The sequence below is a fragment of the Candidatus Limnocylindria bacterium genome, assembly GCA_036523395.1.
Classification (GTDB): domain Bacteria; phylum Chloroflexota; class Limnocylindria; order P2-11E; family P2-11E; genus CF-39.
Genome location: DATDEH010000037.1, coordinates 1 through 20,241 on the forward strand (window position 1 = coordinate 1; position 20,241 = coordinate 20,241).

The window sequence follows — 20,241 nt, forward strand, 5'->3', positions numbered from 1 at the left end:
CTCGTTGGCCATGCCGCCGAAGCCTGACCAGACCACGATCTTGGTCACTGGTACACCGCGGGCGCGTCGCGCTTCAGCGAGTCGGCCAGCATCGTGCGCTGTAGCAGCGACATGTCCTCCGGCAACGACGCAGGGTCGGTAAGCGCGACCTCAGGTGTCTCGACGGACGGTGTCGCATCGCCGCCGGTGATCCGCGCGCGGAAGCAGCAGATGTAGAACTGGTACGGCGAGATCCCCCCAAGGCTCTTGTTGTCGTAGACGCCGATGAGCCGCTCGAGCTCGGCGTGGAATCCCGTCTCCTCGTGGAGCTCTCGCAGCGCGTTCACCGACGGCGGCGATCCGACCTCGGCGTAACCGCCGGGCAGCGCCCAGCGCCCGTTGTCTGCGCGCTTGATGAGGACCACCCGGCCTGCGTCGTCGAAAGCAGCGACGGAGCAGCCGACCTTCGGGCTCGCGATGCCCACGTCCGCGAGGTAGGGCCGTTCCGGCGTGAACTCAGCGTCGATCGTCATCGAGGCCATGTCGCCACCGATCGTGAGCATCCGCTCAAAGCGGTCGCGGTCGTAGTCGTTCGTCGCGAACTCCAGTCCGGTGCGCGCCATTGCCGCGAGCTCGTGGGCCCAGAAGCGCAGCTGCTCGGAAGGACGCATGGGCCGCCCATACTAGGCGGCCTTGTCAGCGCTCTCGGGGACGCTCCTCAACGCATTCACCGTCCTCGTCGGCGGATTGCTCGGCACCGTCCTCGGCGACCGGCTCCCCGAACGCCTTCGCGAGAATGTGGTGCGCGGCGTGGGGCTGTTCACCCTGGCCATGGGCACGAAGTTCGCGATCGACACGTCGAACCTGCTCTACATGCTCGGCAGCATCCTGCTCGGCGGCGTCATCGGATCGCTGTGGGGCGTCGACCGTCGCCTGAACGATCTCGGCGCGGCGCTGCAGCGCCGCTTCGCCGCGCGCGGCCGAGGGGGCACGGTGGCCGAGGCGTTCGTGACGGCGTCGATCGTCTTCTGCGTCGGCCCGCTCACGTTCCTCGGCTCGATCCAGAACGGGCTCACCGGGGACGCGAGCCTGCTCGCGATCAAAAGCGTGCTCGATGGCTTCACCTCGATCGCCCTCGCGGCGACGCTCGGCTGGGGCGTGCTCCTCACGATCCCGCTCATCCTTCTCTATCAGGGCGGCCTCGCGCTGGGCGCGTCGGTGTTCGTCGGTCTGCTCACCGACCTGCAGCTTCGCGAGATGAGCGCCGTCGGCGGCTTGCTCATCATCGGCGTGGGGCTGAAACTGTTGAATATCCGCGACGTGAAGGTTGCGGACTACCTGCCCGCGATCCTCGTCGCGCCGCTCCTCGTGGCGGCGGTCGTTCGCGTCAAGGAGGCACTCGGACTATGAAGATCCTCGAGTTCCGCAGCGACACGTTCACGAAGCCGACGCCGGCGATGCGCCGGGCGATGGCCGAGGCCGAGGTCGGCGACGACCAGTACGGCGAGGACCCCACGGTGAACAAGCTCGAGAAGCGCTCGGCGGAGCTGGTCGGCAAGGAGGCCGGCGTCTACGTGCCGAGCGGGATGATGGGCAACCTCTGCGGCGTTCTCTCGCAGACCCAGCGCGGCGACGAGGTCATCCTCGGCGACCTCGCGCACATCTACCAGAACGAGATGGACGCCGCGTTCGTCCTCGGCGGGATCGTGCCGCGGCTCGTCCCGAACCACGACGGCCTGCCATTGCTCGATGACATCGCGACCGCGATCCGGCCGCAGGGCATGTTCGCACGGACGGCGCTGATCTGCCTCGAGAACTCGCACAACAACTGCGGCGGCACCGTGATCACGGCCGCGCAGACCAAGGAGATCTGCGACTTCGCGCACGCGCGGGGCATCCGCGTGCACCTGGACGGCGCGCGGATCTTCAACGCCGCCGCCGCGCTGGGCGTCGAGGCGAAGGAGCTGGTGCGCGATGTGGACTCCGTTCAGTTTTGCTACTCGAAGGGCCTCGCCGCGCCCGTCGGCTCCATCCTCTGCGGGACTGCGGAGACGGTGACGAAGGCGCGCCGTGTGCGCAAGCTCCTGGGTGGCGCGATGCGCCAATCCGGTATCATCGCGGCCGCGGCGCTGGTGGGACTCGAGGGGATGCGCGATAGGCTGGTCGAGGACCACCGCAATGCGAAAGCCCTGGCGGAGGGCTTGGCCCGATTGCCCGGCATCCGCATCGACGCCGCGAAGGTCGCGACCAACATCGTCTCGTTCGAGGTCGACCTAACGTGGATTGACGCTGGTGCGTTTCAGCAGGCATGCGCCGAGCGCGGCCTGAGATTCTCCCGTTATCTAGGCAATTCACCACGTTTGCGTGCAGTCACCCACAACGATGTGACGCGAGCAGACGTCGATGCCGCGCTGGAGATCGCCGCGGCGGTCCTGTCCAAGTCGCGCACCCCGGTAGCCGCCGCCGACTAACCCCTGTCCCCCATGCGAGGGAGTACGGAATGGCTACCTCTGGTTGGTGTTGGGATGACCCCGCCAAGCCGCATGATGGCCGCACATGAAGAGGTTTATGCCGTTCATTCGTGGTGACCTCGGCCAGTCGATCGTGGAGATGGCCCTGGCCATGCCGCTCCTGGCCTTCCTTCTGATCGGTGGCGCGGACGTCGCCCGCGCGTTCGCGATCCAGATCGCGGTCCAGAACGGCGCGCGAGCTGGCGCGGAAGCGTCGGCCATCGACTTCACGCCCTCGGGCGCCGAGGCTGTCGCCTGGACGAAGCAGGAGATGGGCCGCACCCCAGGGATGGACTCGAGCATCTGCCAGGTCCCTCCGAGCGCTACGAACTGCACGATCACCGTGACTCGCAAGCAATCGGATGGGACAACGGATTGTCTCCAGACGCCGAGTCTCGCGACCCCCTGCTTCTTCACGGTCCGTGTGCAGTACAGGTTCCGCACGATCATCCCGTGGCCGCTCCTTCCGAACCAGTTCGACTTCGACCGCAAGACGATCGTGAGGACGTTCATATGAGATTCTTCAAACGCGAGGACGGGCAGTCGCTGGTGGAGTTCGCGCTGATGCTTCCGCTCCTCCTTCTCCTGGTCACCGGTCTCTTCGACGTCGCGCGCGCCGTATGGCAGGAGAACACGCTCGCGTACTCGGCTCGCGAAGGCACGCGCTACGCGATCGTGCACGGCTCCGGCGGGTCGCCGGCGCTGGGCCCGAGCGACCCAGCTGAGCCGAACATCACCGCCGTCGTCCGGGGTGCCGCGGTCGGTGTGTACAACGTGAGCGTCGTCACTTCCTGGCCCGATGGCAAGAATGACCGCGGCTATCGCGTCGCCGTCGACGCGTCGGCCCCGTTCGTTCCACTCCCGTCGACATATCTGTTGGGCGGTGCTTTCCAGATCACGCTCAAGGGCGGCTCGAGCCTGGTCATCCAGCAATGAGAACGGTAAGGAAGGTCAGCATGAAGTCGCTACAAGAGTTCTTCGGACCCAAGGGTGAGGGCGGCCAGGCGATCGTGCTGATCGCGCTGATGATGATCGTGATGCTCATGATCGTTGGTCTCGCCGTCGACGGCGGCCAGCTGTACTCCGCGAAGCGCACGCAGCAGGAGGCGTCCGACGCGGCAGCCTTTGCGGGTGCCGTCGTGATCTACCAGTCGCCGGTGAGCTGCTGGCAGGCCCCGCCCTGCGCCGCGGCACGCCAGGCGGCGTTCGACGACGCGACGCGCAACGGCTTCACCGACGGCGTGAACAACACGACCGTGACGGTGAACCACCCGCCGAGCAGCGGCCCGTACGCCGGCCTCGGCAAATACGTCGAGGTCATCATCGTGAGGCAGGTACGCACGGCCCTGGTGCCCGCGCAGTCGATCCTGAACCCGGTGCGCGCGCACGGCGTTGCTGGCGCGGACCCGATCAAGAGCCCCTTCGCGATCTTCCTGCTGAAGCAGACAGGCCCGTGCCTGACGACGCAGGGCACCGGCAGCATCCAGGTTCCGGCCGGCGTTGACCTTGGCGGCGTCATCCAATCGAACTGCACCGGCAATCCCTCCTGGGACATGCAGGGATCCGGAGTCGTCTACAACCAGCTGGGCGACAACAGCGTCCGTACCGTCGGCGCCGTGAGCGCCCCCGGGAGGGTCACCTGCTCGCTCCCCTGCACGACGCCGCTGCAGACGGGCGCGTCGATCCAGCCGGACCCGTTCGCCGGGTTCCCCCGTCCCCCGGCCGAGGCCGTTCCGTTCTGGAGCGGGCCGGGCCAGTACAACATCCCCGCGAGCGCGTGCAACCCGGCGACGCCGCTGCAGCCACACACGTACGTGGGCGGCCTCCTCAATAACAACAACTGCACCGTCTATCTCGCAACGGGTGTGTACGTCCTGAAGGGCGGCGGATTCACGCAGAACGCGAACAGCGGCACGATCGCGACCATCGGAGCGTCCCAGGCGCTCGGCGCGATGATCTTCAACACCAACAGCACCTATCCGACCACGGGCTCGACCTGTGGCGACATCAGCGCACAGCAGGGTGGTGGCTTCGACACGTGGGCGATGGCGACAGGTCCGTACGCCGGCATGGCGCTCTACCAGGACCGCAACTGCACCAACACGATCGCCATCCAATCGAACGGCTCGTACTTCTTCCACGGGACGCTGTACGCGCCGACAGCCGCGCTCGCCCTGACGTCCCAGTCCGGCGCGACCCTGTACTCGCAGCTCGTCGTGAGTGAGCTCCAGATGCAGTCCAACGGCAACATGGTCGTGAACTACAGGCCCAGCGAGTCCGCGAACACCGGACTGCCGACACTCGTCCAGTAGCGTAAGAAAGAGGAAGACCCAGTGATCACCAAACGGATCGCGATCTCGGCTCTCGCACTCGCGCTCGCCGGACTGCCGATGTCGGCAATGGCGCGGACCGGGGGCGTCTCCGACTTCGCGGCGTCAGCGTGCCCCGCGACCGCGAACGACAACAAAGACGAGCCCGACGGCCAGGATGGTCAGCTAGGCGACCAAGGCCAGAAGGGCGAGGTCGACCAGCAGGGTCAGAACGGCGAGCAGGGCGAGAAGGGCGGCGACCAGGGCGCGACGGGTGCCCAGGGCGCCACGGGCGCCGAGGGCCAGATGGGCGAGCAGTGCCAGATGGGCGACGGCGACCAAAAGGGCGACCAGGGCCAAAAGGGCGAGGGCGACCAGCAGGGTCAGAACGGCGAGCAGGGCGAGCACGGCGAAGTCGGTCAGGTCGCCGGGCTCTACATCTCCGTCTAGTCATTAGCGGCGTCCGGCGTCTGGGGTGGCATTTACCCTAGGCGCCGTGACGCTTTCCGCACGCGACAAGAAGGCGCTCCTCACCCTCCTCGAACAAGCGCAGCTCGTCTACCTCCTCTCGCGCTATCCGAGGAAGCAGGTCCTCGACGATCGCAAGGACGTCCAGCTCCTCGAGAGCGGCTTGGCGGGGATGCGTGCCGTGGCGAAAGAGCTCAGCGCCTCAGTTCGCGTGAAGAACACCGGTGTGCAGTGGGACGAGCTCGCCGCCAAACCCGACAGCCCCGAGCTGCTATGGCGACGCGCGAAGCGTCTCGGCCCGCAGGTGCTGCGCGAGCTGCGGCCGCTCCTCGCGGGAGAGCCCGAGGCCGCGTTCATGCTCGATCCGACCGCGCAGGCGCCGGCGAAGACGACACCGGCGAAGAAGAAGACCGCCGCGACGAAGAAGGCGCGTTCGCGCTAGACGCCGACCCTCACGAGCCTTTGCCCGTCACACCCAGATGCGGCGCCCACCGCGCGAGATCGTCGGCCAGCTCGGTGTCGCGCCACCACCACATCACGTTCGACAGCGGGATGACCCGGTCGAGCTGCTGGGCGCGCAGGAGGCCGGGCAGCCGCGCGCGGATCATCCCGGGCTCGCGCAGCACGATGCCATCGCCGAAACCGAAGCCGATGGGCACGCTCCCGATCCGGACGCAGTTGGCCCAGGTCGTCCGGACGCCGATGCCGCGCCCCTCGTATTCGATCCCCTCCGGGGACGTCGTGATCGACACGCGGCGCGCCTCGCGCCGCGCGAGCACCACCGCAGCGAGCAGCGCGAGTGCGACGATCGCCACCAGACCCAGCTGGATGAGGAGTGGCGTGCTCGAGCTGCCCCGCTGGCCCGCGGCGACCAGCACGATCAGCGCGAAGCTCACCAGGAGCAACGCGATCACGAGCCCGCCGAGGATCAGCAGGGCCGTGGTGGTCGCGCGCACGCGCTCGGCGGGCATCCGGTACACATGGACGCCGGTCTCGCTCGTCACGTCCCGCTCAGCTCCTTCACGATCGGCCCCAGGCTCTCCACATCCGGCCCGCGCAGGCAGAAGTATGTGACCCCGATCGCATCGCGCAGGCGCACGATGTGGTCGCGGATCTGCTGCAGCGTCCCGATGCCGCGGTACGGGTTGTTCTGCACGACGTCGGGCGCGACCCTCCCCTTCTCGGCGACCTCGGCGATCGTCTTCTCGCGATCGTCGGTGAGGACGCAGTCGAGGTACATCGAGAGCTCGATCTCGCCGAAGCGGGCGCCCGCGGCCCTCCGCACGACGCCGATCTGTTCGCGCATCGTCTCGAGCGTGAACCGCTCCGGCGGAGGCGCTCCCGCGCCGGTGAATCCTGCCGGTACGATGGCGACGATGCTCGCCTCGCGACCGGCGAGCGCGAGGATCTCGGGTCCGCCGCCCGCGATGAGGAAGGGCGGATGCGGCCGCTGCGCCGTCTTCGGCCGGCACTCCGCCTTCTCGACCTTGTAGAAGTCGCCGGCGAAGGTGACCTGGTCCTCGGTGAAGAGGCGCTTCATGAGCGTCACCGCCTCGGCGAGGCGCGCGACGCGCACGCGGCCGCGGTCGCACGGGATGCCGGTGCTCTGGTAGTCGCGGTCGAGCCAGCCCGCGCCGATGCCCAGCTCGAAGCGCCCGCTCGAGAGCACGTCGAGCGTTGCGCACTCGCGCGCGAACACCACGGGGTTGCGGAAGTCGTTGTCGACGACGAGCGTGCCGACGCGCAGCCGTTGCGTGACTGCCGCCACGACCGCGAGCGCGGGGAGCGCAGCCCATACGCCACCGATCATGTGGTCGACCACCGCGAGCGTGTCGTAGCCGAGCGCCTCGAGGCGCTTCGCCCGATCGGTCCATTCCTGCGCGCTCGGCGCGCCGCCGGTCTGTGTCGCGAAGCGCACCGGCCGGGTCACGCGAGATCGACGTCCCTCGCGAGGAGCTTCGGCGGGAGCGACCCCGCGCCGAGGAGCTTGTCGTGGAAGAAGCGCATGCCCCACCCCTTGGCGCGCGCCTTGTCGCGTAGATCGAGGATCGCCGCGCGCCCGAGCGCGTACGACGACGGCTGCGTCGGCGTGAGCGTGTAGCGGCGCACCTCGGCGATCGCGTTCGGCGGCTCGAGCTTGGGCCGCTCGACCATGTACGCGACGGCCTCGTCGAAGCTCATGTCGCCGGTCGAGAGACCGACGTCGACCACTACGCGCGCGGCGCGCCAGAGGAGATCCTTGAGACGCAGGAGGCGCGTCTCGGGCGAGTCGAGGAAGCCGATCTCGGTCATGAGCTCCTCGACGTAGAGGCCCCAGCCCTCGACCATGAGGTTGCTCCGCAGCGCTTTGCGTGCGAGCGACGCGTTGTCCGCTGCGTACGTCAGCTGCACGTGGTGCCCGGGGTAGCCCTCGTGGCAGGCGATGACCGGGATGCCCGCGCGCGGATGGCCTTCAAGGCGTTCGCGGCGGGTGCGCTCGTCGTCGTCGGCCATCGGCAGCGTTACCCAGAACCGGCCGCGGCGGTTCGCCTCGAACGGCGCCGCGGCGACGTACGCTGCGTACGGGTACGTCGTGCGCTGGAAGTCCGGCATCGTCTCGACGACGAGGTCCTCGCCGTACGGGATCGACGCGATGGACGAGAGCCGCACCGCCTCGCGCGAGCGCTCCATCTCCACGCGGTAGGTGTCGACCAGCTGATCGGCTTCGGGATGGTCCTTCCGCAGACGCGCGACCGAGTCGCGCCAGTCGTCGTCGCCGAGCGCACGCGCGGCCTCGGCGATCCTTGATTCGGTCTCGCGGAAGAGCTCCTCGCCGAACGCGCGCAGGCTCGAGCCGTCGTGGTCGAGCAGCTCCTTCTCCTTCAGCAGCGTCTCGAACGCGTCGCGTCCTATCGCGAACGTGCCGCGCGCCTTGGGCAGCAGGTCCGCGCGCAGCCACGCGACGTAGCGGTCGAGCGCGTCGGCGGCGGCCTTCGCGGCAGGGCGAAGAGCGAGGGCGACCGCGCGACCGAGCGGCGTGTCAGGCAGTGCCTTCGGCAGCTCGTCGCGCAGGAACGCGGCGCCGGCCGGCGCGGTGCGCTCCGCGATCGCGATCCACTCCGGCGGCACTTTCGCCGGATCAAGGTTGGCACGCGCGGCGTCGAGCGCGGCCGGCGCTTCCGCAAGGCGCTCGGCGAGCATCGCGAGCCGGTCCTCGGCGGTGCTCCACGCGCGCAGCAGCGTGTAGTACGCGCCGCGCGTGATGAGGTCGGAGTACAGCGACGGCTGCCGGCGCCAGCGCTCGAACGGCTGGAGCGCATGCTCGCCGCGGAGCTCGGAGAGCACCAGGTCGCGGTCGACCCGCTGGTAGGGATCGAGGCTCTCCTCCCCCATGCCGACGAAGCGCCGCAGCCAGTCCTCGGTGAAGGCGTTCCGCGCGGCGAAGCCGTCGGCGGTGAGATCGCCCAGGCGATGGTCGTGCGAGTGGTTGCCCATGACCGTCGCGGCGACGGGCTCGAGGGCGAAACGGTCATCGAGAAAGGTCTTGACGGTCGCCTCGAGCAACGTGCCTACCATGACGGGAGCGCCAGTCTGGCACACATAGAGGAGTCGAAGCGGATGGCGGATGGCACAAAGCTCGTCTTCGCGGTGAGCGGTGCAAGAGACGACCTCGCGTCAGTCACCGTCGATGACCCGTACGACACGGTCCGTGGCAAGATGACGGGCGCGGGATGGCCCGAGTTCAATCGGAACGGGCGCAAGATCGCGGTGAATCCAGGGTTGATCGCCTACGTCGAGCCGGCGCCGCCGAGCATCCCGCTCCCACCGGCTCAGGCATTCCGCGTTGCGCGTCCACGCGGCGCGGACGAGTAGGTCGTCCGCATGAGCTCGACCCCGGACTGCGAAAACTGCGAGGCTCCCTGCTGCACGAGGCAGTTCCTGGAGGACGATTCGGGCTGGTTCAGTCTGAAAGACGCGCGACCGATCTACGTCGAGGCCGGGACGGACGTGAAGATCGTCGGCTGGCACATACAGCAGGACGGGCGCCAGCCGATGCTCGAGTGCCAGGGGTTCGACAGGAAGCAACTGCGCTGCACGGTGTATGACTCACGCCCGGAGCATTGCCGGACGTACGACTGCCGCGATGATGACCCCGACGAATGGCAGGCGCGCGCGCACTGCGATCTCGCGCGTCACCGCCGCATGACCGCGCTGCGCGCGAAGGTGATTGCTTAGTTCGTCTTCGGCTTGTCGGCGGCGGTCGCGGTGCTGGCTGCCGCAGGCTTCTCGGTGCTGTTGGCCTCTTCGCGGAACGTCTTCACGCCCTTGCCCAGCTGACCGAGAACGTCGGGGAGCTTCCCCGCTCCGAACACGATGAGCACGATGACGAGAATGAAGACGAGCTCCGGGCCCCCTAGGTTGAACGGCATTTGTCACTTCCCCGCGCGCTCCCCGGCGCGCTCATTACTCCTAGACAGTGTACGCACGCCGGGCCTCAGCCGAACAGACCAGCAAGGAGCGTGACGAAGAGCGGGATGACCACCAGAAGGGCGAGCGCTGGCAGGTAACACAGCGTCAGGATCAGCGTCATCTTTCCCTCGACCTGAGCGGCGGACTGGACCAATCGCTCGCGAGCGGCGCTCCGCATTTCCTCGCGCAGATCCTCAAGCACGCTGATCGAACCCGCCCCAAGCTCGCGCGCGCGCTCGAGGCGCTCCGCGAGCCGCACGAGAGATGGGAGCGCAGCGTCCGTCCCTTCACGCATCAGAGAGACATGCAGAGGCGCTCCGAGCGTGTACAGGTCTACGACTCGCGCCATCACCTCATCGACGAGCGGCGCACCGCTTCCACGACGTGCCAGCGCGAGAAGGGCGGAGTCCACCGGCCGTCCCGACGATACGAGCGCGTGCGCCCACTCGACAAGTGAGGCTGTAGCTATCTCAGCCTCGCGCCAGCGATGCGCCGCCCGTCGCTGAACGATGAGCGAGGGCACGATGAAACCCGCGTAGGCGCCGGCCAGGATGACGATGGCGCCGATCGGCACGACCAGTCCGATGACCGCGGCGAGCAGTGCTCCGACCAGCCCTAGTGCGATCTTTGCCGCCACGACGTGCTCGATCGCGATGCCGAAGCCGCTTGCCCAGAGCGTGGCGGGCGGGATGAGCTGAAGACGGCGGAGTCCTGCGAAGACGTGCACGCTCGACGGGCGAAGGAAGTCGAGACGAGCGGCAACACCGGAACGTGGCGCGGCCGCAAGGACGATCAGGATGGCGCACAGCGCGGCTGCGGCCGCTCCGATCACGCTCACGTGATGTCGCCTGCGACACGCCTGCTCAAGAGGATCCCGATCGTCTCGAGGGTCGCCGCGAGCGGTAAGAGAACAAATCGGCCGAGCGGCGTCGTCAGGGTTTCGGCCATGCCCGGGACGGTCAGAGCCAGATACAGGGCGAGACCTGGCACGAGCGCCGCCAGGAGAACGATCTGCACACGTAGTCCGGCTGTGCGGGCATGTACGTCGTCCGCAGTGCGCTGCTCGAACAGAAGCCGATCGACCGTGCTCGCGATCAGCGTGACGCAGCGCGACGCAGGTAGTTGCTCGGCGACGCATAGGGACAGCGCGTCGAGGCCAACGATGAGACGTCGGTCCCGCGTTTGAGCTCGGACCCCCCGCAACGCGACGTCAAGTGGTGCACCTAGATCGAATGCGCGCAACGCCGCGGTGAATGGCCCGAACTCGACGTCTGGTTCGGACGCAGCTGCGAGACGCACCGCCTCCGTCAGGCCGGCCCCCGACCTCAGACCAGCGAGGGTCATCTGTAGCAGAGCGATGGTCTGGCGAGCGCGCTCTTCGCGTCGTCGCGCGGCAAGCGTCCTGACTACGATCGACGGGACCACGGCACCGAACAGCCCGATCGCTGGAGCGCCCAAGGAGCCAGCGAGCGCGAGTCCGCAGATGAGCGTGGTGACGCGAAGGCACTCCCACGCGAGCCATGACCTCTTCCAACCGGCTTCGCGAAGTACCGATCGCTCCGGGTGCGTGATCCACGGCTCCCACATGCGTGACGATCCGAGCGGTACCAGGACGAGACACGTCACGGCCAATGCCGTTGCGATCGCGCCGACGAGCTCGAGACTCACGAGAGCCGTTCGGTCAAACGATTCGGCAGCTGCCTGATCGAGGTCTCACCCGATCGCCACACCACGATGGGTCCGGCGTTGTCCACCGCGGCGATCTCACGGACGATGCGGACGCCGTCTTTCGCGCGACCGACTTGCACCACGACGTCGAACGCGCGCAAGACGAATCGCGAGATCGCACTGGGCGCAACGTCGCCTGACCGCGATAGGAGAAGCTCGAGCCGATCGAGGGCGCCGAGAGTGGAGCCCGCATGCAGCGTTGTCAGCGAGCCGTCGTGTCCGGTCGAGATCGCCTCGAGCAGCGCCGAAGCCTCGCGCGGCGAGCGGACCTCACCGACGATGATCCGGTCCGGCCGCATGCGGAGCGCGTTCACCACCAGATCGGCAACCCCGATGCCTCCATCCCGGCCAGGAACACACTCCAGATGAACCACGTGCTCGTGCGGCAGGACGAGCTCGTTGGTGTCCTCGATCACCACGAGACGCTCATCCGCGGGTATCTCCCCCGCAAGGGATCGCAGGAAGGTGCTCTTCCCGACGCCGGTCGAGCCCGCGACCAACACGTTTCCGCGGGCGACGACCACTCGGGCCAGGAGCTCGGCGGCTTCGCGTGCTAACCCGTTGCTCGCCTGCCAGGAGGGCGCGGGGCCGCGCAGCGCCAGCGACACGCGTGTGAACTTACGGATAGATATCGTCGGACCGCCGACCGGTGCGATGACGGCGTTGGCTCGACTGCCATCACGCATCCGTGCATCAACGTATGGCCGCTCGATGGTCAGCTCGCGGCCGACCCCCGCGGCGATGCGATGCGCAAGCTCGCTCACGGCGGCGGCATCGCGGAATCCAACATCGACGTGCTCGAGGCGCCCGTGGCGCTCGACAAAGACCTGCTTGGGTCCGTTCACGAGCACATCCGTGACGTTGTCGTCGTCGAGGAATGGCTGAACGGGGCCGAACCCGAAGAGCTCGGCGCACAGTGCCTCAAGTTGATCCTCGGACAGTTCAGCCGCGACGGTGGCACGAACGCGCTCCCTCAGCGTGAGCCTTCGCGCGGGATCCGCGTAGAGGGTCAGCATGACGCTCGGATCGAGACCCGACGCAACTTCCGCGCGCGCGCGCGCCAACAGGGAGGGGTCGATCACCCGATCCTGCGTATGAGCGCGTCGACCGCGCGCAACGTGGGCGCCCGCGTCGCGAATTGGTCCTCGGCGAGATACGCATCCGTCGGAATCGCGCCGAGCAAAGGGAGTCCAGCACGCTCGGCGATGAGCCTTGCGTCGTCGTCGGCTACACCAACAACGACCAGGCCCGCCGGACAGGGAACATCCCGGACGAGAGCGAGCGCACAAAACACGGCCTGGAGTTGCGAAGCCCGTGCGCCCGCGACGATGCACAAACGGTCGATGCGCGAGAGCAGACCATGATCGAGGCCACCGGCACCGGTGCCCAGATCGAGGACAACGGGTGACTCATCCCCGAGCGTATCGATGACCTCGATCGTGCGATCGATATCCAAGCGTCCACGTAGCGCTGGCGAGCCGGGCAGGAACTGGATCGCCGACCAACGCGAAACGAGCGCACGCTCCCGACCAGGCTGCACCAGAGCGTCCGCGATCGTCGCGGCTTCGATTCGCGCGCGGAGGGCGAGCGACGGTGCCCAACGATCCAAGTCGACAAGGAGCGGCGCACGCCCGCCCGCGGCCGAACGATGTGCGACGAGGCCCGCCGTTGTGCTGGTACCAACACCGCCGACCAGGGACCAAAACGCGATCCGGCGGCGCGGAGGCAGGGCTGCCGGACGGGTTGGTCGTAGCGGTTCGATGGGATCCGTCCGACCCGTTGCTTCACGCATGAATGTGATCGCAAGGTCCGCGATGGGGCTCGCGTCGAGCCACGCCCGGATCCGACTCACGCGAACGCCCAGCGCTCGATCGCTCCGTCATTGACGTACGTCCACTCATGACCGCGGTCCGCCAAGGCTGCTCCATCAAACACGACCGGTCGCAGCCGGATCCGTGCGCGTGCTGCACGGAGCGACGCCAACGAGCACCACACGATGCGTCGCCAGCCCAGGACGGCGTCGTCCTCACGTAACAACCGACGGCACGCCTCGCGGGAGTGACGTGGGGCGCGCATCCACGGTACGCGGCGGCGCAGCAGCACGGCAGTCGCCTCACTGAGTGGGACCGCTCGCACGTCGACAACATCGATCGCCTGAAGGCCGTCGCCGAGCGGTGTGAGATCGAACGCGATCGCGGGTCGGAGACCCGCTGCCTTCGCCGGGAGTGCAAGGCAGCGGGTAACGCGGACGCCGGCCAGAGCAAGCTCATAGGTCACTTCGTCGATCCCGCGGTCGATCTCCAGGTACGTATCGCGGGCGGCCCGCGTAAGTCGGCAACTTCCAAGCCTCTCGAGACGGCGATCGAACGCCGCACGCCGGACCGTTTCAAGCCGAAGGGTCGTTGCCACGGTCAGCGCGCCGAGCTGAAAGCAAGGACGAACGTGCTCGTTGCGATCCGGTCAGCGAATCGGAGCTCCTCCGACGGCGAGATCGCGATGATCACGCTGCCGATGCGGTCAACGGCAGTCTTGGGATCCTGTCGGCGCGTCAAATACGGCGCACCGGACTCCGAACGGACGTCGAGCACAAGTGCGTCCGCTGCCATCAATTCGACGGTGCGCCCTGCCGGCGCCCGGCCGATGAGCGGTACGGCGAGCACGTCGACCCGCGCTCCCGGCGCGATGGCACCACCGACCGCGCTCACGGCCACGACCGGGATCGCGACCGCGCGCTCGCCTGGTCGAAGCGTCAGGCCGGTGTGGAATGAAGCGGCATCGTCGGCGAGCGCCTGGTAGACCAGTGGCTGTCCCTGCCACAGAGGAGCGATCGGCACGCGTCCGATCACCTCATCAACGCTCGTGACCGCTCCGGTCGGCAACGCGTCAGGGGGCACGGATCGCACCCCGAGATCCTGGCCGGTCAATGGACGGATCTCAGCGACATCCTGAGCGGCGACGACCATGTTCACGCGCTGCGCGCCGAGGTAGTACAGCCCTCCCGCGACGCAGCCAGCGATCAGCGCGAGGATCAGGAACGAACGACGGGCGATCAATCGACGAGCGCAGGAGACCGCAGCGTTACGGAGATCTCCGCCTCGAGCCGTTCCGACGGCCAGGACTCCGAGAAGATCTCGAACCGCAGCGACCAAGTGACATTGGGGGCCGGCATGCGGATCCACTGCGCCACGAGCGGCTGAGTGGTGCCGGTGCTGGCGGAGATATGGTCGGGTTGGGCCGACAGAAGGCGCCACGAACGGATGGGCACGGCGACGTTGTTGGCGAACACGCGAGGCCAGAACTGGACGACCCGCCCGCGAAGCACCTCGGCTGATGCGAGGGTCGGGCCGTCCGGCGCAAGAGAGATCGCCGCCCGCAGCGTGAGACGGGCCGGCTCGATCGGGAGTTGCCGCACTGTCGAGGGCGGTGGTGCGATCTCGTCACGTCGCTGCGCCGTCGTCGCGGCAGGCGCGGGCGAGGCGCTGGCCTTCGGGGCAGCGGTCGAGGACGACGGGCCCGGCAGCCGCTTGGTCTCCGAGTCGTCTTGAAAGAACACGACGCTCACCGGAACGTAGCCACCCGCGGTGAGAACAAAGTTCTCGTAGTACGTTCCCGCAAGCGCTTGACCATTCGTAAGCGCGCCGCGCCCATTGAAGGCCATCCCGTCGAAGGGGCTGGACGCTCCGGTGTCAACGGTGTCGATCACCCGCGCGTAGGTACCCGTCGACTCGTGCACCGTCGTCGTCGAGTAGACGGTCGTCGCATCGCTCGTGGCGACCACGTCAGCGACGTAGGTGTCGGTCACGTAGTACAGGCCGCTCGGCACGACAAACGCGACGGGATCGGGACCCGGTGGAGCTGGTATCGGATGGCGTTCGTCGTCCAATGGCTCGCGTGCATTCGCGGATGTGCTCGATAAGAGAAGGACCGACGTCAGCAGGAGCGTCGTGCGCGTCTTCATCGCGGGGAGCTCATCGAGTGGATCGTCAAGGTGGTTATGGCGGGCAGCAGAAGTGCGGCGAAGCCGGGGGTCTTGACCGGGATCACCGCGATGAGCCGGACCGTCGGGCGGTCGTAACGCGCGCCCGTCCGAGGGTCGAAGCTCGGCGCGGTCGGAAAGCTCGCGATGTCCGCGGAGGCAGCGATCTCCGTCGAACTTGCACCGAGGGCTGGCGCGGTCGCCAAGAGGTTGCGGGCGAAGTAATCGCGCGCGACATCGGCGGCGTCAGCAGCAAGTCGCAGCGTGCCCGAACTTACCAACACAGTCTGGTCCTGATCACCGACCGCGACGATCGTGGCGAGGTCCGCAGCAGCGCCGACCCGGTATGCGACTGCGCGCAGCACGCCAAACTCGATCGCGCCGACAAGCGCCACCAGCAGAACGGGCAGCATGACGATCGTGGTCAGGGCGGCGGTCCCACCGTCGTCGTGCGTCATTGGTTGACCTCGCCGCGCGCGACAGCGGTCGATCGAACGGCGACAGTCGTCGTGAAGAGGAACGGGATCGCCACGGGCTCATCGGTGCGGAGCGACACGCGCACGGGTTCTCGCCAGCCAACGGTGGAGGGTTCGACCTCGACCATGACCCGGGCGGGTTCGATTCCCACGAGTCGCAGCTGTTCTTGGATGTATGAGCGAAGCTCAGGTCGATCCCCGCCGAGCTCGCCCGCGTAGCGAGCGGCCTGTAGCGCGACGCCGTCTTGAGCCAGCCATCGCTGCGTGAGCCAGCCAAACTCGAGAATGGCGAAAAGGAGCGGGACGAGGATCACAAGCATGAGCGTCGTCTCGAGCGTCGCCATGCCATGGTCTTCGCTGGACCACCCCCTCAACGGACGGTCTGAAGCTGCGTGACGAGCGTCTGTAGCCGAGTTACGAGTCCGTTGTTCCACGCAGACACGCCGATCACCAGGGTGCCGAGGATGACAGCGGCCCCGATGACGTATTCGATCGTGGCCAAACCCGATCTCTCAGAGTCGAAGCGACGCAAGGACCGCATGCGAAACCTCCCGACGCGTGTCGTCGGGAGGTTCGCTTCAGTTCAACCTGTGCGCGATGAGATGCGTGATCGGTACGCCAGTACTACCTTCGGCCGAGCGCCTTTTCCGCCTTGCGTGCGTCCTTCACACCGAACGCGAGCGTGACGCCGCCGCGTCCAGGCGCGAGCACGTACTCGGATGCGATGTTCACCTTCGCCTTCGCGAGCTTCGAGGTCACGCGTGCGAGGGCCCCGGGCTTGTCCTGGATGCGGACCTCGACCGCCTTGCGCTCTATCGCGCGCAGTCCCGCCTTCTTGAGTGCCCGGCGCGTCTTCGCGGTGTCCTTGTCCTTGACGACGAACCCGACGGTCCCCTTGCCCGCACTCGTCGACGCCGATGTGCCCCACAGATTCACGCCACCATCCGCGAGCGCTTGCGCCGCGGCCGCGAGCGAACCAGGTCGGTCCCGAAGCTTCACGATGAATTCAGTCGCCATGTACGTCCTCCCCCTTTTGCATTTGACGGATTGTGGAACTTTCAGTCAACCCTGTCGGCTGATAGTGTGCGCCGCGGTGTCCGACCGCGGACAACTTGGGGAGGCGAGGGATCTCGCATACGACCGCGCATCCGCGCGGCGTCAGGCTTTGGGCCGCATCCTCCGCCCTCGCGCTGATGCGATCCAGGACAGCACGCTCGGGCACGCCTACCGCGCCACGAACTTCCTCGGCTTCGGCGCCGTCGGGGCCAAGCGCTGGGCCTCGATCAGCAGCCGCGGACTGCCGAAGTTCCTCGACGCGCTCGAGGCCGGTGACGCCGAGCGGATCGTCCTGCTGGACCAGGCCGGCGCATTCATCACCGATCTCCGCGCGGCCGGCTTTCAGCGGTTCGCGATAAAGCCGCTCACCAGCCTCGGCTTCCGGCTCGCGCTGCGCGAGGTCGCGGCGCACGCGAAAGCCGAGGGCTTCGATCCCGAAGAGCTCGAGGAAGAGCTCCGCGTATTCCAGCGCAGCTTCGAGGCGCGCGTCGTCTACCGGAGCTGAGCGACTGGGATCCAGGCAACGGCTAGCGCGCCTTCGCGATCCCGTCGCGTATGACGCTCGCATCCATGACCTCGCCGCGCTCGATGTGCCGGATCACGCCCTGCCCATCGATGAAGAACGTCACGGGCAGACCGACGACGCCGTAGCGGCGCGTCGTCTGTCCGTCGAGGTCCAGGATCGGATCGAGGCGATCGAGCGCGAGCTGGTCGAAGAACGAGCGAGCTCGCGCCCCGTCCTCCTGCAGATCGACGGCGAGGAACACCGCGTCGGTCCCGCGCGCGACGCTGTTGAGCTCGGGCATCTCGGTGCGGCACGGCTTGCACCACGTCGCCCAGAAGTTCATCACGACGACCTTGCCGCGCAGGCTCGCGAGCGTGCGTGTCGATCCGTCGGGCGCGTTCCATTCGAAGTCCGGCGCCTGCGCGCCGATGCGCCCGGCCATATTCGGGCCGTCGATCTGCCTGCGTATGACGCCGACCGCCGTCGGCCCCGCTGCGGCCTGGTTCATCGGGAGCGACGGCCACACCAGCGCGACGAGCGAGGCGAGCGCGATCGCGCCGACCACGATCGCCGTGACGACCCGCGGCATGCGCGGGCGGTAATCGAGAGTGACGTCGTCGGTCACCTTAGTAGCGTAGGGCGCAGCGTGTCGCGCCTAGAGACCCGAATCTCGAATGGCTCGCGCCCAGGCCGCCACTGGGAGAGCCCCGCGCAGGAACGCGCCGGCCGCTGCCGCGCCGAGTGGAAGCGGCACCAGCAGCAGAGGCGCACGCGAGAAGAACAGCTCAGGCATCGAGGACGAGGTGAACGCCGCGGAATGGAACGCCGTGACGCCGGTCGCGATGAAGCCCCAGGACAGGATCAAACCCCAGCGCCACCACCACTCGGGCCATGCGAATCCGAAGAGAAGTCCCGCCGCGACCGCGTACGGCCAAACGCGGCCGGCCATGAATAGATAGGCCGCCAGGGCACCGTGCCAGTCGTCGTTCGTGGCGCTCCAAACCAGGTCGATCATCGCGACAAATCCAAGAACTCCGCCGATCGCTGCGGCGACGAGAACGCCCCACGTGCGACCGGCGGTTGCGCGGCCCCCGAGCAGCAGCCACAACCCGTAGAGCAGGGCCGCGGCCGACGCAAGCAGGAGCGGGACATTGCGCGGCTCGACTTGGAGGGCAAAGAACAGCATGGCGCTCGCGACCGCAACGACGATGCGAGCCCGGTTCGGATCCACGCTAGCGACATCGGGTCGCCGCCGGCGAGACGGCGCGTCGTGCGAGCGAAGGTGCGCGCGGCTTGTCGGTGCCGCCAGCGACTGCGAGCCGATGCTCCCATCCTTCTCGGTGACCTCAGCTCGTTCGCGCTGCGCACTCGCGTCCAACTCGCCAGCATCGCTGTTGGCGCGCGACACGGTCGGTTGCGGAGCCCGTTGGTCGAGGCGACGCCGCGCAGCCGCCCCAAGCCATGCCACGAGACAAATGAGCGGGATAAAGAGCACGGGCATCAGCACAGGCTCTACATCGACCGACGCGCACGGCGGCGCGATCGGGCACCCTCGATGAAGGAAAAAGCCGAGCAGCAGCTGCGGCCAGGTCAGCCACAGGCCCCAGCGCCAGGAGTGAAAGGGAAACTGCCAGCCGAGCACGAGCGCGACTGGCGCGATGAAGAGGCCGAGGACCGCGGTCCCAGTGAGCGCGTACTCGCCCGGTGGCCACGCGCTCCAGCCGAGGTCGCCCTCCATCGCCCAGGCGAACGCGGCCACGAAGGCGTAGAGGCTCGCGAGGACTGCGGCCATCACGGCCCCGACAGTCCAACGTCGTGTGCGCTGCGCAACGGCGATCGGCCGAGGCACTTCGTACTCCCTGACGCGCCGTATTCGCTCGGTAGCCTACGGCGCATTCGCGCGGGTGACGCGAGCCTTTGTGACTTGGCACGCGCACTCTACGTACCGAACTGAGCACCCACTACGTAATCCGACGGATGCGCGCGGCGACCGTCGTCGCTAAATTGCCGGTCATGAAGCTCGAGGCGCAGCCGGCAGGTCCGACCTTCCGGTGGCGGTTGTGGCTCCCCTGCCTGGCCCTCGCCCTGGGAATCGTCGCCGGCTGCGGACGCCCTGCGACAAGCCCCTCACCGACCAGCTCTCGGCCGAACTCCTACTACGAGACCACAACCCCGACCCGGACGCCCCGCATCACGCTTGACCCGACCGCCCCACCCACCCTGGCTCCGACCCGGCGCCCGACGCCGACAGTTGCGCCGGCGACCCCCAACCCAGAGAGCGAGATGCACTTTCTCGGTCAGCGAGTCACGGTCGGCCTGAATCCGTCAGTGAGCATGGAGTGCTACACGTTCTATCCGGACGACGGGATCGTCGAGCTGCGACACAACGGTTCGGCCAACGTGAGCGACAGCGGGACCTATCGGCGCGACTCGAACAACAGCTGGCGGGTCAGCTGGTTCCTCGGAGGGTCGGCCACAGTGGTCGGGGCAGGCGAGGACGCTCTCAACATCAACGGGCTTCGGGTCACGCGTATCAGAAGCTGCATTAACTGATGACCGCTCCCGGTCAGCATCACCATGTCCGGTCCGAAGTGGCGCTCTGTGTGGCTTGGGGTGTAGCCAAGGCGTGAAATCGCGCGATCAGATCCCTGCTGCTCCAGTGACCGCTCCGTAGCGTACGTCGCAAAAGGCGTTCATCGCCGATCGCGCGTGAGAGACTCCCGATGATGCGCCGCACGAATCCGTACATCGACCTGTTCCGCCGCTACGTCGCGCCGCAGTGGCG

29 protein-coding genes are annotated in these 20,241 nt (G+C 67.7%); 12 read left to right on the forward strand and 17 right to left on the reverse strand.

The genetic code is table 11. The annotated features are described in order from the left end of the window. Positions 1–44: 44 nt before the first annotated feature. Positions 45–650 (reverse strand): NUDIX hydrolase N-terminal domain-containing protein, encoded by a 606-nt coding sequence (locus VI056_03990; GenBank protein HEY6202181.1) that lies wholly within the window; start codon positions 648–650, stop codon positions 45–47. A 22-nt stretch (positions 651–672) separates the two neighbouring features. Between VI056_03990 and VI056_03995 the strand changes: the two genes are divergently transcribed. From VI056_03995 to VI056_04025, 7 genes are all read left to right on the forward strand, one after another. Next, on the forward strand, positions 673–1,389 hold the full coding sequence (locus VI056_03995; GenBank protein HEY6202182.1) for a DUF554 domain-containing protein: 717 nt from the start codon (positions 673–675) through the stop codon (positions 1,387–1,389). Beyond that, on the forward strand, positions 1,386–2,450 hold the full coding sequence (locus tag VI056_04000; GenBank protein ID HEY6202183.1) for a GntG family PLP-dependent aldolase: 1,065 nt from the start codon (positions 1,386–1,388) through the stop codon (positions 2,448–2,450). Before VI056_03995 ends, VI056_04000 begins: the two co-directional genes overlap by 4 nt. 85 nt (positions 2,451–2,535) lie before the next feature. Continuing rightward, positions 2,536–3,006 (forward strand): TadE/TadG family type IV pilus assembly protein, encoded by a 471-nt coding sequence (locus VI056_04005; protein HEY6202184.1) that lies wholly within the window; start codon positions 2,536–2,538, stop codon positions 3,004–3,006. Further along, a complete protein-coding gene (locus VI056_04010) occupies positions 3,003–3,425 on the forward strand; it encodes a TadE/TadG family type IV pilus assembly protein (protein HEY6202185.1) in 423 nt (140 codons plus the stop codon). Before VI056_04005 ends, VI056_04010 begins: the two co-directional genes overlap by 4 nt. Before the next feature lie 20 nt (positions 3,426–3,445). Beyond that, positions 3,446–4,801, forward strand: a complete 1,356-nt coding sequence (locus VI056_04015; protein ID HEY6202186.1) for a Tad domain-containing protein — start codon at positions 3,446–3,448, stop codon at positions 4,799–4,801. A 21-nt stretch (positions 4,802–4,822) separates the two neighbouring features. Further along, positions 4,823–5,248 carry a hypothetical protein gene (locus tag VI056_04020; protein HEY6202187.1) on the forward strand — a complete coding sequence of 142 codons (426 nt, stop codon included), beginning with the start codon at positions 4,823–4,825 and terminating at the stop codon, positions 5,246–5,248. 46 nt (positions 5,249–5,294) lie between these two features. Then, positions 5,295–5,708 (forward strand): hypothetical protein, encoded by a 414-nt coding sequence (locus VI056_04025; GenBank protein HEY6202188.1) that lies wholly within the window; start codon positions 5,295–5,297, stop codon positions 5,706–5,708. 10 nt (positions 5,709–5,718) lie between these two features. Here the strand turns inward: VI056_04025 and VI056_04030 are convergent, their stop codons facing one another. Genes VI056_04030 through VI056_04040 form a run of 3 tightly spaced genes read right to left on the reverse strand, consistent with a single transcriptional unit; the run spans position 5,719 to position 8,809 of the window. Continuing rightward, on the reverse strand, positions 5,719–6,270 hold the full coding sequence (locus VI056_04030) for a hypothetical protein (GenBank protein HEY6202189.1): 552 nt from the start codon (positions 6,268–6,270) through the stop codon (positions 5,719–5,721). Further along, the gene (locus VI056_04035; GenBank protein HEY6202190.1) at positions 6,267–7,196 is read right to left on the reverse strand and encodes a TIGR03621 family F420-dependent LLM class oxidoreductase; all 930 of its coding nucleotides are present in this window, start codon (positions 7,194–7,196) and stop codon (positions 6,267–6,269) included. The genes VI056_04030 and VI056_04035 overlap by 4 nt, the downstream gene beginning before the upstream one ends. Continuing rightward, positions 7,193–8,809, reverse strand: a complete 1,617-nt coding sequence (locus tag VI056_04040) for a DUF885 domain-containing protein (protein ID HEY6202191.1) — start codon at positions 8,807–8,809, stop codon at positions 7,193–7,195. Before VI056_04040 ends, VI056_04035 begins: the two co-directional genes overlap by 4 nt. Before the next feature lie 54 nt (positions 8,810–8,863). Here VI056_04040 and VI056_04045 point away from each other — a divergent pair, with 54 nt between their 5' ends. Next, a complete protein-coding gene (locus VI056_04045; GenBank protein HEY6202192.1) occupies positions 8,864–9,118 on the forward strand; it encodes a hypothetical protein in 255 nt (84 codons plus the stop codon). A gap of 9 nt (positions 9,119–9,127) precedes the next feature. Beyond that, positions 9,128–9,481: a YkgJ family cysteine cluster protein gene (locus VI056_04050; GenBank protein ID HEY6202193.1), complete on the forward strand. Its 354-nt coding sequence runs from the start codon at positions 9,128–9,130 to the stop codon at positions 9,479–9,481. On the opposite strand, the gene VI056_04055 is transcribed toward VI056_04050, so the two are convergent. From VI056_04055 to VI056_04070, 4 genes are all read right to left on the reverse strand, one after another. Further along, complete coding sequence (locus VI056_04055; protein ID HEY6202194.1) at positions 9,478–9,675, reverse strand: twin-arginine translocase TatA/TatE family subunit; 198 nt, start codon at positions 9,673–9,675, stop codon at positions 9,478–9,480. The genes VI056_04050 and VI056_04055 overlap by 4 nt on opposite strands. 65 nt (positions 9,676–9,740) lie before the next feature. Continuing rightward, positions 9,741–10,553 (reverse strand): type II secretion system F family protein, encoded by an 813-nt coding sequence (locus tag VI056_04060; GenBank protein HEY6202195.1) that lies wholly within the window; start codon positions 10,551–10,553, stop codon positions 9,741–9,743. Next, on the reverse strand, positions 10,550–11,383 hold the full coding sequence (locus VI056_04065; protein HEY6202196.1) for a hypothetical protein: 834 nt from the start codon (positions 11,381–11,383) through the stop codon (positions 10,550–10,552). The genes VI056_04060 and VI056_04065 overlap by 4 nt, the downstream gene beginning before the upstream one ends. Continuing rightward, on the reverse strand, positions 11,380–12,525 hold the full coding sequence (locus VI056_04070) for an ATPase, T2SS/T4P/T4SS family (protein HEY6202197.1): 1,146 nt from the start codon (positions 12,523–12,525) through the stop codon (positions 11,380–11,382). The genes VI056_04065 and VI056_04070 overlap by 4 nt, the downstream gene beginning before the upstream one ends. Positions 12,526–12,581: 56 nt before the next feature. Here VI056_04070 and VI056_04075 point away from each other — a divergent pair, with 56 nt between their 5' ends. Beyond that, positions 12,582–12,851, forward strand: a complete 270-nt coding sequence (locus tag VI056_04075; protein HEY6202198.1) for a hypothetical protein — start codon at positions 12,582–12,584, stop codon at positions 12,849–12,851. Between the two features lie 440 nt (positions 12,852–13,291). On the opposite strand, the gene VI056_04080 is transcribed toward VI056_04075, so the two are convergent. The 7 genes from VI056_04080 to VI056_04110 all read right to left on the reverse strand — a co-directional run bounded on the left by VI056_04080 (position 13,292) and on the right by VI056_04110 (position 16,912). Beyond that, positions 13,292–13,852 (reverse strand): hypothetical protein, encoded by a 561-nt coding sequence (locus tag VI056_04080; GenBank protein HEY6202199.1) that lies wholly within the window; start codon positions 13,850–13,852, stop codon positions 13,292–13,294. A gap of 2 nt (positions 13,853–13,854) precedes the next feature. Continuing rightward, a complete protein-coding gene (gene cpaB / locus VI056_04085; protein HEY6202200.1) occupies positions 13,855–14,496 on the reverse strand; it encodes a Flp pilus assembly protein CpaB in 642 nt (213 codons plus the stop codon). Beyond that, a complete protein-coding gene (locus VI056_04090) occupies positions 14,493–15,401 on the reverse strand; it encodes a hypothetical protein (GenBank protein ID HEY6202201.1) in 909 nt (302 codons plus the stop codon). The genes cpaB and VI056_04090 overlap by 4 nt, the downstream gene beginning before the upstream one ends. Further along, positions 15,398–15,877 (reverse strand): hypothetical protein, encoded by a 480-nt coding sequence (locus VI056_04095; protein HEY6202202.1) that lies wholly within the window; start codon positions 15,875–15,877, stop codon positions 15,398–15,400. Before VI056_04095 ends, VI056_04090 begins: the two co-directional genes overlap by 4 nt. Continuing rightward, positions 15,874–16,239 (reverse strand): TadE family protein, encoded by a 366-nt coding sequence (locus VI056_04100; GenBank protein HEY6202203.1) that lies wholly within the window; start codon positions 16,237–16,239, stop codon positions 15,874–15,876. Before VI056_04100 ends, VI056_04095 begins: the two co-directional genes overlap by 4 nt. A gap of 26 nt (positions 16,240–16,265) precedes the next feature. Then, entirely contained in the window at positions 16,266–16,397 is a 132-nt protein-coding gene (locus tag VI056_04105) for a hypothetical protein (protein HEY6202204.1), read from the reverse strand. Between the two features lie 122 nt (positions 16,398–16,519). Next, the gene (locus VI056_04110) at positions 16,520–16,912 is read right to left on the reverse strand and encodes an ACT domain-containing protein (GenBank protein HEY6202205.1); all 393 of its coding nucleotides are present in this window, start codon (positions 16,910–16,912) and stop codon (positions 16,520–16,522) included. 76 nt (positions 16,913–16,988) lie between these two features. On the opposite strand from VI056_04110, the gene VI056_04115 reads away from it, so the two are divergent. Then, positions 16,989–17,456, forward strand: coding sequence for a hypothetical protein (locus VI056_04115; protein ID HEY6202206.1), 468 nt, complete (start codon positions 16,989–16,991; stop codon positions 17,454–17,456). A 22-nt stretch (positions 17,457–17,478) separates the two neighbouring features. Here the strand turns inward: VI056_04115 and VI056_04120 are convergent, their stop codons facing one another. Then, positions 17,479–18,081 (reverse strand): TlpA disulfide reductase family protein, encoded by a 603-nt coding sequence (locus VI056_04120; protein HEY6202207.1) that lies wholly within the window; start codon positions 18,079–18,081, stop codon positions 17,479–17,481. A 30-nt stretch (positions 18,082–18,111) separates the two neighbouring features. Then, positions 18,112–19,305, reverse strand: a complete 1,194-nt coding sequence (locus VI056_04125; protein HEY6202208.1) for a hypothetical protein — start codon at positions 19,303–19,305, stop codon at positions 18,112–18,114. A 434-nt stretch (positions 19,306–19,739) separates the two neighbouring features. Here VI056_04125 and VI056_04130 point away from each other — a divergent pair, with 434 nt between their 5' ends. After that, positions 19,740–20,009 carry a hypothetical protein gene (locus VI056_04130; protein ID HEY6202209.1) on the forward strand — a complete coding sequence of 90 codons (270 nt, stop codon included), beginning with the start codon at positions 19,740–19,742 and terminating at the stop codon, positions 20,007–20,009. Positions 20,010–20,241: the final 232 nt, after the last annotated feature.